This window comes from Amycolatopsis sp. MJM2582 (assembly GCF_000754115.1).
In the GTDB taxonomy this organism is placed as follows: domain Bacteria; phylum Actinomycetota; class Actinomycetes; order Mycobacteriales; family Pseudonocardiaceae; genus Amycolatopsis; species Amycolatopsis japonica.
This window is the reverse complement of record NZ_JPLW01000003.1, coordinates 166,166-181,549: the sequence shown is the minus strand read 5'-3', so window position 1 is coordinate 181,549 and position 15,384 is coordinate 166,166. Positions and strand designations below refer to the sequence as shown.

The 15,384-nt window shown below is 67.3% G+C and carries 15 protein-coding genes and 1 tRNA gene; 3 read left to right on the top strand and 13 right to left on the bottom strand.

The features are described 5' to 3' along the window. Window positions 1-13 precede the first annotated feature (13 nt). Window positions 14-661 carry a response regulator transcription factor gene (locus ED92_RS19585; RefSeq protein WP_037340747.1) on the top strand — a complete coding sequence of 216 codons (648 nt, stop codon included), beginning with the start codon at window positions 14-16 and terminating at the stop codon, window positions 659-661. Here the strand turns inward: ED92_RS19585 and ED92_RS19580 are convergent. From ED92_RS19580 to ED92_RS19545, 8 genes are all read right to left on the bottom strand, one after another. Further along, window positions 634-1,218, bottom strand: coding sequence for a hypothetical protein (locus ED92_RS19580; protein ID WP_037340745.1), 585 nt, complete (start codon window positions 1,216-1,218; stop codon window positions 634-636). The genes ED92_RS19585 and ED92_RS19580 overlap by 28 nt on opposite strands. Further along, on the bottom strand, window positions 1,218-2,054 hold the full coding sequence (locus ED92_RS19575) for an alpha/beta fold hydrolase (protein ID WP_037340743.1): 837 nt from the start codon (window positions 2,052-2,054) through the stop codon (window positions 1,218-1,220). Before ED92_RS19575 ends, ED92_RS19580 begins: the two co-directional genes overlap by 1 nt. A 39-nt stretch (window positions 2,055-2,093) precedes the next feature. Continuing rightward, the gene (locus ED92_RS19570; RefSeq protein ID WP_037340741.1) at window positions 2,094-2,600 is read right to left on the bottom strand and encodes a winged helix-turn-helix domain-containing protein; all 507 of its coding nucleotides are present in this window, start codon (window positions 2,598-2,600) and stop codon (window positions 2,094-2,096) included. Window position 2,601: 1 nt separating this feature from the next. Continuing rightward, window positions 2,602-3,837 (bottom strand): sulfite oxidase, encoded by a 1,236-nt coding sequence (locus ED92_RS19565; protein ID WP_037340738.1) that lies wholly within the window; start codon window positions 3,835-3,837, stop codon window positions 2,602-2,604. Window positions 3,838-3,918: 81 nt separating this feature from the next. Beyond that, window positions 3,919-3,992: transfer RNA gene (locus ED92_RS19560), tRNA-Leu, on the bottom strand. Between the two features lie 167 nt (window positions 3,993-4,159). Continuing rightward, window positions 4,160-5,488: an NAD(P)/FAD-dependent oxidoreductase gene (locus ED92_RS19555; RefSeq protein WP_005155795.1), complete on the bottom strand. Its 1,329-nt coding sequence runs from the start codon at window positions 5,486-5,488 to the stop codon at window positions 4,160-4,162. Between the two features lie 84 nt (window positions 5,489-5,572). Then, on the bottom strand, window positions 5,573-6,265 hold the full coding sequence (locus ED92_RS19550) for a uracil-DNA glycosylase (RefSeq protein ID WP_016337262.1): 693 nt from the start codon (window positions 6,263-6,265) through the stop codon (window positions 5,573-5,575). Then, on the bottom strand, window positions 6,262-6,942 hold the full coding sequence (locus ED92_RS19545) for an endonuclease V (protein ID WP_037340735.1): 681 nt from the start codon (window positions 6,940-6,942) through the stop codon (window positions 6,262-6,264). Before ED92_RS19545 ends, ED92_RS19550 begins: the two co-directional genes overlap by 4 nt. Before the next feature lie 28 nt (window positions 6,943-6,970). Here ED92_RS19545 and ED92_RS19540 point away from each other — a divergent pair, with 28 nt between their 5' ends. Continuing rightward, entirely contained in the window at window positions 6,971-8,467 is a 1,497-nt protein-coding gene (locus ED92_RS19540) for a S10 family peptidase (RefSeq protein WP_037340732.1), read from the top strand. Window positions 8,468-8,585: 118 nt separating this feature from the next. Then, window positions 8,586-9,557 (top strand): hypothetical protein, encoded by a 972-nt coding sequence (locus ED92_RS19535; RefSeq protein WP_052120840.1) that lies wholly within the window; start codon window positions 8,586-8,588, stop codon window positions 9,555-9,557. Window positions 9,558-9,679: 122 nt separating this feature from the next. Here the strand turns inward: ED92_RS19535 and ED92_RS19530 are convergent, their stop codons facing one another. The 5 genes from ED92_RS19530 to ED92_RS19510 form a co-directional block, all read right to left on the bottom strand. Next, a complete protein-coding gene (locus tag ED92_RS19530; RefSeq protein WP_037340730.1) occupies window positions 9,680-11,401 on the bottom strand; it encodes a S8 family serine peptidase in 1,722 nt (573 codons plus the stop codon). A 77-nt stretch (window positions 11,402-11,478) separates the two neighbouring features. Continuing rightward, window positions 11,479-12,477, bottom strand: coding sequence for an ABC transporter ATP-binding protein (locus ED92_RS19525; protein WP_037340729.1), 999 nt, complete (start codon window positions 12,475-12,477; stop codon window positions 11,479-11,481). Next, window positions 12,470-13,462 carry an ABC transporter ATP-binding protein gene (locus ED92_RS19520; protein ID WP_016337268.1) on the bottom strand — a complete coding sequence of 331 codons (993 nt, stop codon included), beginning with the start codon at window positions 13,460-13,462 and terminating at the stop codon, window positions 12,470-12,472. Before ED92_RS19520 ends, ED92_RS19525 begins: the two co-directional genes overlap by 8 nt. A gap of 6 nt (window positions 13,463-13,468) precedes the next feature. Beyond that, window positions 13,469-14,422, bottom strand: a complete 954-nt coding sequence (locus tag ED92_RS19515) for an ABC transporter permease (RefSeq protein WP_037340726.1) — start codon at window positions 14,420-14,422, stop codon at window positions 13,469-13,471. Beyond that, entirely contained in the window at window positions 14,415-15,341 is a 927-nt protein-coding gene (locus tag ED92_RS19510) for an ABC transporter permease (RefSeq protein WP_016337270.1), read from the bottom strand. The genes ED92_RS19515 and ED92_RS19510 overlap by 8 nt, the downstream gene beginning before the upstream one ends. Between the last annotated feature and the right edge of the window lie 43 nt (window positions 15,342-15,384).

The window sequence follows — 15,384 nt, the reverse complement described above, 5'->3', positions numbered from 1 at the left end:
GCGCCCACTGCGAGTGCTGCTCGTCGACGACGACCCGCTCGTGCGAACCGGTTTGTCGATGATCCTGTCCAGCACGGGCGACATCGAGGTCGTCGCGGAAGCGGGTGACGGCGACGAAGCCGTGCCGAAGGTGTCCATGCACGCGCCCGACGTCGTGCTGATGGACATCAGGATGCGGCGGATGAACGGTCTCACCGCGACCGCCGCGGTCACCGCGCTCCCCAACCCGCCGAAAGTTCTCGTGCTCACCACCTACGATCTCGATGAATACGTCTTCGACGCGCTCGGCGCGGGCGCCAGCGGGTTCCTGCTGAAGGAGGGCTCGCCGCAGGAGATCATCGACGCGGTGCGCGTGGTCGCGGCGGGTGAGGCGATGCTCTCGCCGAGGACGACACGGAAACTCATCGGGCATTTCGTCGCGACCAGGACGAGCCCGCGCCGTCATCGGGCGCGAGCCGGGCTGGACACCTTGACCGAACGTGAGCGGCAGATCGTCACCGCCGTCGCGCAAGGCGGGACCAACGCCGAAATCGGCGCGGAACTGCACCTGAGCGAGGCGACGGTGAAGACCCACATCACCCGGATCTTCGCGAAACTCGACGCGACCAACCGGGTCCAGCTGACGATCTTCGCCTACGAAGCCGGGCTCGTCGCTCCCTGACCTTCCGTCGCGAGCAGCCCGGCGGCGACGGTCCCCCAGAGGACCACGGCGCCTCCGAAGCCGGGCACGAGCTGCCAGGCCGCGGTCCAGCCCGCGATCGCGAGCACGGCGGCCAGTACGGCGACAGCGCACAACAGCGCGCTCAGCACCAGGAAACGCCGTGAGCCGAACAATTTCGCAAATGGCAGGAAGTGCAGGCCGACCACGAAGAGCACCCACGCCGGCACGGCTTCGGGAAGTTCGAAGACCGCTGAGAACACTCGCGCTCCGGCGAAGATCCCCACCAGCATGAGCAGCACGGCGATCCCGTACTGCTTGCCGAACGGGCTTTCCTCCCGGCCGCCGCCCGCGGGCAGCCCGGCACCCCGGCGGGCGGTCAGGACGAGCCAGCCCACCAAGCCCAGCACCGCGACGATGCCCACGACGACCAGCGGCGTCGATCCGTCTCCGACGGAGGAGGCGCCGAAGAACCACCATCCGGCACCGAATCCCACGCCGATCGCGGAACTGATCAGCAAGGTGATCAGATGCCCTTTGGTGAACCGCGCGTCCGTCATCACGCGAGCCCGGCGAGGATGGCGGCGGCCTCCTGCGGGTGCACGAGGAACCTGACGTGGCTGCTCGTCAGCGACCGCACGTCCGTCGGGTTGCCCGGGGTGAGCGCGTCCGCCTCCTTGATGAAACGGTCCTGCAGCGCGAGCGGCATCGACCGGTCTTCGGTGAGCCTGATGTAGGTGCGCGGGATCCGGCCCCAAGTGGCGGCGTCGGCGAGTTCGGTGCCGGCGTCGAGGCTCTCGTCCGGTTCGAGCGTGTTGAGGTAGGCGAAGAACTCCTGGTCGGTGCCGTCCTCGATCATCGCGATCTTCAACGCCGCCAGCAGCGCGGGATCGGCGGTGCGCCAGTTCATCCGGAGCGCGCCGAGTTCGGCCGGATTCGCGACGACGACGCCGCCGACGTCGTTGAGTGCACTGCTCGCGTACTCGGGCCCCTGCATGTACTCGCCCACCGTCGCGTCGACGCAGCACCACGCGGAGATGTAGACGATCCGGTCGATCAGCTCCGGGACGGCGTTCGCGACGCCGGTGAGCGGGAGCCCACCGCGGCTGTGCCCGACCAGGATGACGGGACCGTGCTCGGCGACCTTGCGCACGACGTCCACCACCTGCTCGACGGCCTCGGCCAAGGTGGCGCCCGCCTGGTTCGACGGCGCCGTGGCCAGCGCTTCGAGGTCTTGCGGCGCCTGGTAAGCGGCGTGGAAACCGGCGGCGAAGCCGTGGCCGGGAAGGTCGACGGCCAGCGTGCGGTGGCCGAGCAGGGCGAGCTCGCGTTGCAGCGGTCCCCAGGTGAACGAGGCGCTGTTGGAACCGTGGAGCAGGACGTAAGTGGGATTCACGTTCGTATCCTGACATCCCGGCTTTGCCCGGCCGACGGCTCAGTCCGCGATGAGCACCTGCCCCGCCCCGTCGAACCGGTAACCGACCCCGCGCACCGTCGCGATCGGTGTCAGCACGGGTTCCAGCTTGCCCCGGATCTTGCGGACATGGACGTCCACGGTCCGGACGTTGCCGCCGGACAGGCCCCACACCCGCTCCATCAGCGTGATGCGGTCGAAGACGCGGTCCGGATTCCGGCTCAGGAACAGCAGGAGGTCGAACTCGAGCCTGGTGAACTCCAGCACCTCGCCGCGCAGCAGCACTCGCCGCGAATCCGGCTCGATCCGCAGCGGCGGGGCGGACTCACTGGACCGCCGCCGTCCGGCGAGTTCGACGACCTGGCCGGTTTGGACGGTCCGCGCGGTCAGCGTCACGCCAACAGTGTCCTCAAAGGACTCCAGGAGGCGTGCGGCGATCGAGGCGGCGTGCTCGGAGTCGGTGCTCACCCGCAACGCCAGGGTCAGCTCGACGGTCGGCTCGATGCTCACCGCGACCGACTGCGTCATCTCACACCACCCGGACCGGATGCCGGACGATGGCGTCGAACAGGTAGCCCTGGGTGTTGTGCGGGGTGACCTCGGGCTGGGTGACACCGGTGATGTCGGTGGCACGCGCCCGCAGCGTGTGGACACCGGGAACGCCTGCACGCCAGGGGATCTCCCAACGCTGCCACCCCCGGTCCGCCGCCGCGCCCACGAACTTCGCTTGCCGCCAACCGTTTCCGGTATCGACGTCGACCCGCCGGATCCGGCCGTTGCCTGACCACGAGCGGCCGCGCAGCACCTTTCTGTCACCGGCCGCGAACTCGGCGTTCCAGGGCAGTTCGAACGCGCTCTTGACCACCTGCCGGGTCACGAGCGTGCCCTCCGCCGGATAGCCCGGCCCGAGCAGCCGGTAGTACTGCGTGCTCCACGGGGACACCAGTGGCGTTTCGGAGACTTCGATGCGCCCCAGCCATTTGATCGACGAGATTCCGGCCCAGGACGGCACGACGAGCCGGACCGGATGGCCGTGATCCGGCGGGAGCGGTTGCCCGTTCATCTCATACGCCAGCAGAACGTCCTGCAGCGCCTTCTCGACCGGCAGCGGACGACGCACCTTTCCCAGGTTGACCCCGCCGGTGACGTAATCGGCGTCCAGCCCCTCCGGCAGGACGTCGACCGCGTTCCGCGTCAGGCCCGCCTTGGCCAGCACCGTGGCGAGCCGGACACCACGCCAGCGCGCGACGCCGATCGCGCCGAGCTTCCAGGCCGTGCCCGACACCGTTTGCCCTTGCTGGCTGGTGAAGTAGCTCCGTCCGTTGCCCGCGCATTCGATGGCGGAAGTGATCGTCTCGGACGGCAATCGGAGCAGATCCCGGTAGCTGAACTCGACCGGCCCACCACGCAGCCCGCTCCCGAAGAGTTTCAGCCGCCAGGTGCCGACGTCGATCGCCGGAGTGGCGGTGTGGTTCCGCACGAAGAACCGTTCGACCGGGGTCAGATAGCCCTGGCCGCTCAGCGCCTCCCAGCGCGTCTCCGCGTTGGTGCCGTAGATCTCGAAGATCTCCGGCGGCAGGGGTTTCACGATCGGTGTGGCCGCCGACGCCGTACCGGACGGAAGCGCGCCGAGCGCCGTCAGCGCGAGCGAGCCGCCGGCCGTCAGCCGGAGCATCCCGCGCCGCGACAGCGCGTTCCCCGCCCGCCATTGCTCGATCCGCTTGCGGTCGTAGGTGGCTTCGTCGGTCAGGCCGGTTCCGGTCATGCGGCTCATTGTCGGCAGCGGCCGACCGCGCGGACCAGCATGTCCACAGAGCGGAACACTTCAGGTCCGGAACGCCGTTCGTGCCCCGGACGGGGATCGAACCCGCACTGTGTCGATTTTAAGTCGACTGCCTCTGCCAGTTGGGCTACCGGGGCACCGACAGCCTAGGCGATCCCTGTCAGCTCGCCGCTTCAGTACGCCGATATTCGAGCCAACGGAGTCCGAGCTCCTCGCGGAGCCGGAAGAGCCGGAGCGCGAACGCCGTGAAGGCCTCCTTCCCTACCTTGAACGTAGGGAAGGAGGCCTTCACGGAACCACGAAGTCAGGACTTCGACAGCCGGTCGAACTCCTCGCGCGGGTTGTTGATCTGGCCGAGCGAGATGACCTCGCGCCGGAACAGGCCACCGAGCATCCAGTCGAACAGGATGCGGATCTTGCGGTTCCACGTCGGCATCGCCTTGAGGTGGTACGCGCGGTGGAAGAGCCAGGCCGGGAAGCCCTTGATCTTCAGGTTCAGCGCGTCGGCGACACCCTTGTGCAGGCCGAGGCTGGCCACCGCACCCAGGTTCTTGTGGTAGTAGTCCTTCGGCTTGCCGCCGCGGATCACCTTGATGATGTTCTTCGACAGCAGACGCGCCTGACGGACGGCGTGCTGCGCGTTCGGCGGGCAGGTCGCGGTCGGGTCCTGCTCGGTACGCGAGAGGTCCGGCACGGCGGCGTTGTCACCGGCGGTCCAGACGTCGGGGTGCCCGACGACCTGCATCGCGGCGGTGGCCTCGACCCGGCCGCGCTTGTCCAGCGGCAGGTCCGAGCTGGCGAGCACCGGGTTCGCCTTCACCCCGGCGGTCCAGATGATCGTGTCGGTGTCGAATTCGGTGCCGTCCGAGAGCACGACGTGGCCGTTCTCGAACGACTTCGCGGCTGTCGACAAATAGACTTCGATGCCGCGCTTCTCGAGCTGCTCGACGGTGTACACACCGAGCGTCTCGCGCACCTCGGGGAGGATCCGCCCGGCGGCCTCGACGAGCACCCAGCGGATGTCCTCGACCTTGAGGTTCGGGTAGTAGTTCTCCACCGCGAACCGGGTCATGTCCTCGAGTTCGGCGAGCGCTTCGATACCGGCGAACCCGCCGCCGACGACGGTGAACGTCAGCAGGCGCTTGCGCTGCTCGGGATCGAGCGTGCTGGCGGCCTCGTCCAGCTTCGTCATGACGTGGTTGCGCAGGTAGATCGCCTCGCCGATGGTCTTGAAGGCGATACCTTCCTCGACCAGGCCCGGGATCGGCAGGATGCGCGCGACGGCGCCGAGCGCGACCACGAGGACGTCGTAGTTCAGCTGCTCGACGTGCCCGTCGGCGGCCTCGACCGTCACGGCTTTGCGCTCGTGCTCGATCTTCGTCACGCGCGCGGTGAGCACGTGGCAGCGCTTGAGCACGCGCCTCAGCGGCACGACCACGTGCCGCGGTTCGATCGCACCGGCCGCCGCCTCGGGCAGGAAGGGGGCATAGGTCATGTGCGGCTGCGGATCAACGACCGTCACGGACGCTTCGTTGGCCCGGAGCATCTTCTGGAGCCCGTACGCCGTGTAGAGCCCGACGTACCCACCACCAAGGACGAGGATCCGTGTCGGTTCCGACTTAACACCAGCCATATTCCTATAGTCGCACCCATCTGCTGAGATCGCTCGCAGACCCCATCCGGCTGTGACCAGCGTCGCCACGGTTTCCGCACCGATTCAGTTCAGGCCGGCCGCCGAGGTCGCGGAGGCCAGGACGTCGCACACCATGTCAAGCGTTAGGCGGCCGGTCTGGACATTGCGCTGCGACACGTGGTAACAGCCGAAAAGGCGCAGGTCGCCGAGTTCCACTTCCACCCCGTGACCGAACTTCGGGCGTGGCGCGGGCACCGGCCAGCCCGCCTCCGCGAGCACCGGCAGCAACGCCTGCCAGCCGAACGCGCCGAGCACCACGACGGCCTTCAGCGTCGGCTTCAGCAACGCGAGTTCGGCCGCGAGCCACGATCGGCAGGTTTCCCGTTCCTCAGGTGTGGGCTTGTTGGCGGGTGGCGCGCATCTCACCGGGGAGACCATCCGGGTGCCCCGCAGCTCGAGCCCGTCACCTATATGGGTCGACGTCGGCTGCGACGCCACCCCGACCCGGTGAAGCGCCTTGAAGAGAACGTCACCGGACGGGTCGCCGGTGAACAGGCGGCCGGTCCGGTTCGCGCCGTGCGCGGAGGGAGCCAGGCCGACGATGGCCAGTGACGCGTCCGGCGGTCCGAAGCCGGGTACCGGCCGGGCCCAGTAGGTCTCGCCGGCGAACGCCGCCCGTTTGACCACGGCGATCTCCTCGCGCCAGGCGACCAGCCGCGGGCAGGCACGGCAGTCCACGACCTCGGCGTCGAGTTCGGCGAGCGAACGGAACCTCATAACGCTTCTTTCAGGGTGTCCCGGGCGAGGCGGTCGGCGTGCCGGGTCGTCTCCGGCTGACGGAACGACGGTGCCAGCCGCAGCACCTGGCAGCACGCGTTCTCCAGCGAGATCTTGTGACCGACGGAGACGTAAACGGGCTTCACATCGTCCTGGGTGCGCAGGACCGAGCCGACGACCTCGCCTTTGTCCAGCAGCGGTGCCCGCGAGCCACGGGTGCCGCCGGGTTCGTCGTGCTCACCGACGAACCGGGTCTTGCCGACCCCGATGGACGGCAGGCCGGTCACGACCCCGACGTGGCAGGCGAGCCCGAATCGGCGCGGGTGCGCCAGGCCGTGCCCATCGCAGACCAGCAGATCCGGGACGTGATCGAGCGCGCGGAGGGCGTCGAGCAGCGGAGGAAGCTCGCGAAACGCGAAAAAGCCCGGTTCGTACGGGAACGAAACCCGGGAGACGACCGATCGCTTTTCCACGACGCGGAATCCGGAGGTTTCGAGGGTGACGGCGGCCGCGGCGATCAGGCCGCTGGCCTCGTCGTACGCGACGTCCAGCCCGGTGACCGTGACGATCTCTTGTGGACAGCGATCTTCGAGATCGACCAGGCCACGCAGGGTTTCCTGGATCTCGACCGCCTGCCCGGGCGTGCTCGGGCGATCATGCGCCGTGACGATGTCCACTCCTACAGACTGCCAGTAAGTTGGAGGCATGCCGGACACGAATCCCGATTCGAAGGCCACCGACGAGAAGGACACCCCGTCGGTGGAAACCAAGGTCGAGCCGACCGACGACCTGGTCACCACGAAGCACACGCTGACGCTCAAGCGCAAGAAGCTCGCGTACACCGCCCAGACCGGGCGGATCGTGCTGCGGAAGGAGGTCATCACCGACGGCAAGTCCGAGGGCCACAAGGCCAAGGCCGAGGTGTTCCTGACCGCCTACACGCTCGACGACGCGGAGCCCGGCTCGCGGCCGGTCACGTTCGCGTTCAACGGCGGGCCCGGCTCGGCGAGTGTCTGGCTGCACATGGGCCTGCTCGGCCCGCGCCGCGTGCTTTCCGGCGATGTCGACGACCCGGTCGCGCCGCCCTACGGGCTGACCGACAACCAGGAAACCCTGCTGGCGCACAGCGACCTGGTGTTCATCGACCCGGTGTCGACCGGCTATTCCCGCGCCGTGGACGGCGAGGCGGCCAAGGAGTACCACGGGTACACCGCCGACATCGAGTCGATCGGCGAGATCATCCGGCTGTGGGTCTCGCGCAAACAGCGCTGGCTGTCGCCGAAGTTCCTGGCCGGCGAGTCGTACGGCACGCTCCGCGCGGCCGGGCTGGCGTCGCATCTGCAGGAACGCCACGGGATGTACTTCAACGGGCTCCTGCTGATCTCGTCCGTGCTGGACCTGGGCACACTGCGGTTCACCGAGGGCAACGACCTGCCGTACTCGCTCTACGTGCCGACCTACGCGGCGATCGCGCACTACCACGGTCTCCACGGCGACCGGCCGCTCGACGACGTCCTCGCCGACGCCGAGGACTTCGCGGCCAAGGAACTCCCCTGGGCCCTCGCCCGCGGCGCCCGTCTGTCCACACAGGACCGCGCGGAAGCGGTGGCGACACTCGCTTCGCTGACCGGACTTAGTGAGTCCTATGTGGACCGGGTCAACCTGCGGATCGAGCACGTGCGGTACTTCACCGAACTGCTGCGGGACAAGGGGCTGGTCGTCGGGCGGATGGACGGCCGGTTCACCACGTGGGAGCCCGACGGCGGCCGCGAGCACATGAGCGACGACCCGTCGATCTCGCGGATCATCGGCGCCTACACGGGCGGGCTCAACCACTATGTGCGGGCCGAACTGGGATACGAGAACGACCTGCCGTACGAGATCCTCTCGACGGACGTCTTCAAGGCCTGGTCGTACTCGGACTTCGAGGGACGCTCAGTGTCCTCTGTGGACTCGCTCGCCTCGGCCATGCGGGCGAACCCGCACCTTCGGGTGCACGTCGCCTTCGGTCACTACGATGGCGCGACGCCGTACTTCGCGTCGGAGCACGTGCTGGCGCGGCTTCAGATTCCCGAGGAACTGCGGGAGAACATCGACACGGCGTATTACCCGGCCGGGCACATGATGTACGTGCACGAGGAGTCGCGGGTGCGGCAGGCGAAGGACCTGGCGAAGTTCATCAAGGCCGCCTCGGGAAAGTAGCCGGAGACGCGCCAGAAGTGTCATGAAAGGGCCGTTCAGGACGTTTTATGTCCTGAACGGCCCTTTCATGACATATCCGTGGCGGATTCTGTCGGAGGTCGGGCCGATCATTCCCGACATGACCAAATCCAAGCTCCTCCTGACCCAGTCCCTACTACTCGAGCACAGCAGCCACGGCGTGATCACGGCTTGGCGGCTCGAACAGCTGGGCGTGCCCCAGCGCACGACATATCGCAGATGCCAACCCGGCGGTCCATGGACACATTTGTTGCCAGGGATCGTGCTCTTGTCCCGAACACCTCCGACGACGCGTCAACGCATCGAAGCCGCCCTCCTGCACTGCGATCACCGCGGCATGGTGACCGGATTCGAGGCACTGCGCTTCTACGGGCTGTCAGCGACGCTCAAGACCCGAGCGGTTCATGTGCTCGTCCCCGAAGAACACAGATTCACGAGCGCGAACTTCACGATCGTCGAGCGGACGAAGCACTTCCCCGAGCCGGTCGTCCTTAACGACGTACCTCTTGCCCCGCCGAATCGGGCGGTTTTGGACGGTCTCCGCCGTATACGTGACTTCGACCTGGTGAGCGCCACCCTGCTCGAAGCTCTCGAATCGGGTCTGTGCACTCACCACGATCTGGTGGCCGAACTGGACTCCGGCAGCCGCCGGGGTACCGCGTTGCCGAGGTCGGTATTGCACAGACTCACGGACGACGTTCGGTCCGTGCCGGAGCTCGACGCCGTCGCACTGTGGCGACGCGCCGGACTCCCCGAGCCGATGTGCAACGTCAAGATCTTCGGCCCGGATGGCCGGCTCATCGCGATGTCCGATCTCTGGGACGACGAAGTCGCCATGGCCTGGGAGATCGATTCTTGGGAGTTCCACCAGAAAGGTGCGCTCTTCGCGAAGACCGTCGAGCGGAACAACCGCTACGCGGCGAACGGCATCGTGGTTGTACAGACTTTGCCGAGCAAGCTGCGTTCTGATCCTGAGGCTGTCATCCGTGATCTCAGGGCGGCCCGCAAATGGGCGTCTTCTCGCCCGAGGCCGCAGGTGATCGTCGTCCCAGCCCGGAAACTGTCCGCCTAATGCCGTCCCCATGTCATGAAAGGGCCGTTCAGGACGTTTTATGACCTGAACGGCCCTTTCATGACACACATCCAGGCGCCACACCCGCGACACGCACTGACGCAACGCCTAGAAACCGAAGATCAGCCGCGCAGGAACTCCGAACCGCGCGTCACGGCCGACCAGGCGTCAACGGCACCGTGACCGTAGAAGCCGTTGAACGAAGCGTCACCGGTGCAGGTCGCGGTGAACGACGCGTCCCGGCCTTCCTTCAGGTAGTCGACGGTCCGCGGCGTCGGGCAGGCGATGTCCGAAGCCGTGCCCTCGAGCACCCGCTGCACGGCGTCCGGGTTCATCCCGAAATCGCGCGAACCCTTGCCGTACTGCGAAACGATCAGCGCCGCGACACCGGTCGCGTGCGGCGACGCCATCGACGTGCCCTGCAGCCACTGGTAGTAGCCGACGCGGCCGTCGGCGGCGGTCGCCTTCTTGACACCGGCGGTGACACCGTCGGGCGTGACGTTCCCGTCCGCGTCGATCATGCCCTCGGCGACACCGACGTTGCGCGGGTAGGTCGAGAGGATCTGGTTCTCGACCGTGCGGAACCACGGGGTGCCGTAGTAGTCACGGAAGTAACCACCGGGCGCGGACACCGAGATCTGCTCGGTCCCGTAGTTCGAGTAGTCCGCCTTCGCCTGCGACGGGCCGAAGGACGAGACGCCGATCGTGTGCGGGCCTTCGACGGGCAGCGAGAGGCAGCTCGCGTTGTCGATCTGCCGCGGGTGCGTGCTGTTCGACGGGTAGCCCGGGCTCGACGCGTCCGGCTGCGGGGCGGCCAGGTCGCTGTGCTGGTTGCCCAACGAGACCACCTGGGTGACACCCTTGCGGTGCGCGTAGTTCAGCGCGCGGGTCGTCGCCTCGATGATGGTGCGCTGCTCGGCCTGCTGCTCAGGCGTGTCCGCGGGGTTCGCGGTGCAGTTGTACAGCCAGGGGTCCGTGAAGAAGCTCATGTTCACGACGTCCACACCGGCGTCGCCGGCGTAGGTGATCGCGTCCACGGTCGGCTGCAGGAAGAAGAAGCCCGAGTCCTGTCCGGCGCGGAGGTTCACCAGCGTCACGTTCGGGGCGACACCCGAGACGCCGAAACCGTTCGCGGCGGCGCCGATGGTGCCGGCGACGTGCGTGCCGTGGCCGTTGTCGTCGTGGTCCACCGGGTCGACACAGCCGCGGAATTCACACGGTCCGTCGACGACGCCGCCGTTCACGTCGGAGACGATGTCCTTCGTGAAGTTCCGCGACGCGGCACGGTCGAAGTTCGGCGCGATGTCCGGGTGGCTGCCGTCGACGCCGGTGTCGATGACGCCGACCTTCACCCGCTTGTCACCCGGCTGCTTGGTACGCGAAAGGTCCGACCGGACGGATTTGAGGCCCCAGAGCTGATCGTCGAGCGGATCCATGCCGACGGCGTTCGCCTGCACCGGCTTCTTGGCCGACGCGGCGCCGCGGCCCTCCTTCTCGACGACACCCGGCTTGACCTTCGCCTTGCCCTGCTTCGGCGCGGTGCCGATCGCCTTCGCCTTGGCTGCACCGAAGACCGCGCGGTCCGCGGAGACCCGCTCGGCGAAACCGTTGGCGGGTGCGGTCGCGGTGATCAGGCCGACCGCGGCGTTGCTCGTCACGACGGTGCCCCCTGCGGCGCGGATCGCCCTTTCCACCGAGGCCACGCTCTGGCCTTCACGGGCCAGTACGGAGAATTCGGTCGCCGCACCGGAAAGCTGCGGCTGCGCGGAAGCCGTCGGCGCGGCCACGATTGCACCGAACAGCGGTACCGCGAGCGCGATCACGAGAGATCTTGGCTTTTTCACTTCCTGCCTCCTGAAGAATGCTATTCGTGCAAACTACGTCAGCTGTCCATCACGTATCAACGAAGTCCCTACGAAAGTCAGGGGACGACGGTTTTCTCCTCCGCGAAATGACAGGCGGACAAATGCCCACCGGACCGGGTGATCAATTCGGGTTCCTGATCCGCGCAAATGTCCTGCGCCTTCCAGCACCGCGTGCGGAACCGGCAGCCGGACGGCGGATCCAGCGGGCTCGGCACGTCGCCTTCCAGGCGGATCACCTGACGCTGCCCGCGTAACGCCGGATCCGCGACCGGCACCGCGGACAACAGCGCCTGCGTATAGGGATGCGACGGATGTTCGTAGATCTCCTCTTCCGTCCCCATTTCCACGATCTTGCCGAGATACATCACCGCGACCCGCGTGGAAAGGTGACGGACAACGGACAGATCATGTGCGATGAACACATAGGAAAGGCCGAATTCCTTCTGCAGTTCACCGAGCAGGTTCATCACCTGCGCCTGGATCGAAACGTCCAGCGCGGAAACGGGTTCGTCGCAGATGATGACCTTCGGCCGCAACGCCAGCGCCCGCGCGATCCCGATGCGCTGACGCTGCCCGCCGGAGAACTGGTGCGGATAGCGGTTGATGTGCTCGGGGTTCAACCCGACGACGTCGAGCAGTTCCCGCACCTTCGCCGCCCGCGACCCCTTCGGCGCCACCTCGGTGTGGATTTCGAAGGGCTCGCCGATGATGTCGCCGACCGTCATCCTCGGGTTCAGCGAGGTGTACGGATCCTGCAGCACGATCTGGATCTCACGCCGCAGCCTCCGCAGTTCCGCTCCCCGCAACGCGAAGATGTCGCGGCCTTCGAAGGTCGCGAGCCCGCCCGTGGGTTCCTCCAGCCGCATCAGCACCTGGGCCAGCGTGGACTTGCCACAGCCGGACTCCCCCACGACGCCGAGCGTTTCCCCCGGCATCAGGTCGAAGGAGACCCCGTCGACGGCCTTCACATGCCCGATGGTGCGTTTGAAGAGGATCCCCGCCCGCACGGGGAAGTACTTCACCAGGTTCTCGACCCGCAGAATGGGCTCAGACACGGCCGCTCACCACCTCGTCGGCGAAGTGGCACGCGCTGACCCGGCCGAAACCGAGACTGTGCAGGGCGGGCCGTTCGGTCTCGCACCGGCTTTCCGCCCGTGGGCAGCGCGGATGGAACGGGCAGCCGGGCGGCACGTTCAACAGGCTCGGCGGCAGGCCCTTGATGGTCTCCAGCGTCTGTCCTTTGAGGTCGAGCCGCGGCAGCGAGGCCATCAGCGCCTCGGTGTAGGGATGCCCCGGCGAGCGGAACAACTCGGCGACGTCGGCCTGTTCGACGATCCGGCCCGCGTACATCACCGCGATCCGGTCGGCGACCTCGGCGACCACCGCCAGGTCGTGGGTGATCAGGATCAGCCCCATCCGCCGTTCGGCCTGGATCTCCGCCAGCAGGTCCATGATCTGGGCCTGCACGGTGACGTCGAGCGCGGTCGTCGGCTCGTCCGCGATCAGCAGATCCGGGTCGAGCGCGAGCGACATGGCGATCATCGCGCGCTGCCGCATCCCGCCCGAGAACTGGTGCGGATACTCGCGGACCCGGCGGGCGGCCGCCGGGATGCGCACGATGTCGAGCAGTTCGATCGCCCGTTTGCGTGCGTCCTTTTTGGACATACCGAGCCGCACCCGCAGCTGTTCCTCGATCTGGAAGCCCACGGTGAACACGGGATTCAACGCCGACAGCGCGTCCTGGAAGATCATCGCGATCTCCCCGCCCCGCACTTCACGCCGCCGCTCTTCGGTGGCGGTGAGCAGATCCTCGCCGCGGTACCGGACCGCGCCGCCGGTGACGACGGCGGGCGGGCTGTCGAGAATGCCCATCACCGTCTGCGCCGTGACACTTTTACCGGAGCCCGATTCGCCCAGCACGGCAAGGGTTTCCCCGGCGTGCACGGAGTAGTCGACCCCGTTGAGCACGGTCGCGACACCGTCGGAGGTACGGAATTCGACGTGGAGGTCTTCCACTTCCAGCAGCAATTCGTCGGTCACGGCCGATCACCGGGCCTTCGGGTCGAGCGCGTCGCGGATCCCGTCACCGAGCATGACGAAGGCGAGCACGGTGATGGTCACGAACCCGGCGGGGAACAACAACATGTGCGGATTCACCCGGAAGTAGTCCCGCGCGTCGCTGATCATCACGCCCCACGAGACGACCGGCGGCCGCACGCCGACGCCGAGATACGCCAGTGTCGCTTCCGCGCCGATGAACGCGCCGAGCGCGATGGTCCCGTAGACCAGCACCGGCGCGACCGTGTTGGGCAGCAGATGCCGGAACACGATGCGCGGTGTGCTCGCGCCGAGACCGCGCGCGGCCTTGACGTAGTCGAGCTGTTTGGCCACCAGCGTCGCCGACCGCATGATGCGCATCGCCACCGGCCAGCTCAGCGCGGCGATCGAGACGACCACCTGCACGATGATGGTGACCACACCGGGATTCGAGCCGGGCGCGTTGAACGTGGTCAGGATGACGATCGCGCCGAGCACGAACGGCAGCGCCGCGAAGATGTCGCCCACCCGCGAGAACAGGCTGTCGACGAGACGGCCGTAGTACCCGGCGACGATCCCGACCACCGAACCGATCAGGATCGTCAGGATCGTCGCGAAGACACCGACCAGCAGCGACGCCCGCGCGCCGTGGATGGTCCGCGCGTAGACGTCGTATCCCTGGTTGTCGTAACCGAACCAGGCGTCCGCGGACGGTCCTTCGTTGGCGTGGAGCAGATCGCTGAACCCGGCGGGCCGGGAACTGAACAGGTCGGGCGCGATCGCGATGAGCACGACGAGCGCGATGATGACGGCGGAGATGATGAACGACGGCCGCTTGCGCAGCATCCGCCAGGCGTCGCCGCCGAGGCTGCGCGGCTTGTGCGCCTGCGCGGAGTCGTCGGCGACACCGGCGCTCGCGACGTCCACAGAGGACACCCCGCCGGCCACATTGGGGTCAGTCATAACGGATCCTCGGGTCGAGAACGGCGTAGAGCAGGTCGACGATGAGACTCACCAGCAGGTAGACCATCACCAGCAGGACGACGACACCGGTGACGGTGGCGCCCTCCCGGTTCTGGATACCGCGGAAGATGAGCCCGCCGATGCCGTTGATGTTGAACACGCCTTCGGTGACGATGGCCCCGCCCATGAGCGCGCCGATGTCGGTGCCGATGAAGGTCAGCACCGGGATCACCGAGTTCCGGAGCAGGTGCACACCGACGACGCGGCTGCGCGGCTGTCCTTTCGCGACGGCCGTGCGGACGTAGTCGGCGTGCCGGTTCTCCGCGATGCTCGTTCTGGTCAGCCGGGCTATGTAGGCCATGGAAAGGCTGCCGAGCGCGATTCCGGGCACGATCAGTTCGCCGATCGTGGCGTCCTCGGACACGCTCGCGTCGATGATGCCCAGTTCCGAGCCGAGGACGATCTGCAGCACGATCGCGGTCACGAACACCGGGATCGAGATCAGGAACGTGGTGGACATCAGCACGAGGTTGTCGAGGAAACCCTTGCCGCGCAGGCCGGTCAGGATGCCCGCGGACAGGCCGATGATCGCTTCGATGGCCACCGCGATGAGGGCGAGCCGGACGGTCACCGGATAGGCGTTGCCGATCAGCTCGCCGACCGAGACACCGTTGAAGGTCTCGCCCCAGTCGCCGGTGAACAGGTTGCCGAGGTATTTGAAGTACTGGACGAAGATCGAATCGTCGAGGTTGAACTTCGCCGTCATCATTTCGATGTAGGCGGGCGGGCAGGCGACCTGGCCGCATTTGCCGGCGAACGGGTCACCGGGCACCGCCCACACGAGGGCGTAGATGAGGAACGTCGTGCCGAAGAAGACCGGGATGAGTTGAAGTAGTCGTCGAAGGATGTACTGGGGCATGGGCGTGCCGTCCTGGGGATCGCGTGGTGGGAGCCTTCGGTCC

Coding starts and splice junctions, on each gene's coding strand:
- ED92_RS19540 (WP_037340732.1), top strand. CDS start 6,971: ATGCCGGACACGAATCCCGATTCGAAGGCCACCGACGAGAAGGACACC.
- ED92_RS19555 (WP_005155795.1), bottom strand. CDS start 5,488: ATGGCTGGTGTTAAGTCGGAACCGACACGGATCCTCGTCCTTGGTGGT.
- ED92_RS19570 (WP_037340741.1), bottom strand. CDS start 2,600: ATGACGCAGTCGGTCGCGGTGAGCATCGAGCCGACCGTCGAGCTGACC.
- ED92_RS19535 (WP_052120840.1), top strand. CDS start 8,586: ATGACCAAATCCAAGCTCCTCCTGACCCAGTCCCTACTACTCGAGCAC.
- ED92_RS19515 (WP_037340726.1), bottom strand. CDS start 14,422: ATGACTGACCCCAATGTGGCCGGCGGGGTGTCCTCTGTGGACGTCGCG.
- ED92_RS19580 (WP_037340745.1), bottom strand. CDS start 1,218: ATGACGGACGCGCGGTTCACCAAAGGGCATCTGATCACCTTGCTGATC.
- ED92_RS19550 (WP_016337262.1), bottom strand. CDS start 6,265: ATGAGGTTCCGTTCGCTCGCCGAACTCGACGCCGAGGTCGTGGACTGC.
- ED92_RS19510 (WP_016337270.1), bottom strand. CDS start 15,341: ATGCCCCAGTACATCCTTCGACGACTACTTCAACTCATCCCGGTCTTC.
- ED92_RS19565 (WP_037340738.1), bottom strand. CDS start 3,837: ATGACCGGAACCGGCCTGACCGACGAAGCCACCTACGACCGCAAGCGG.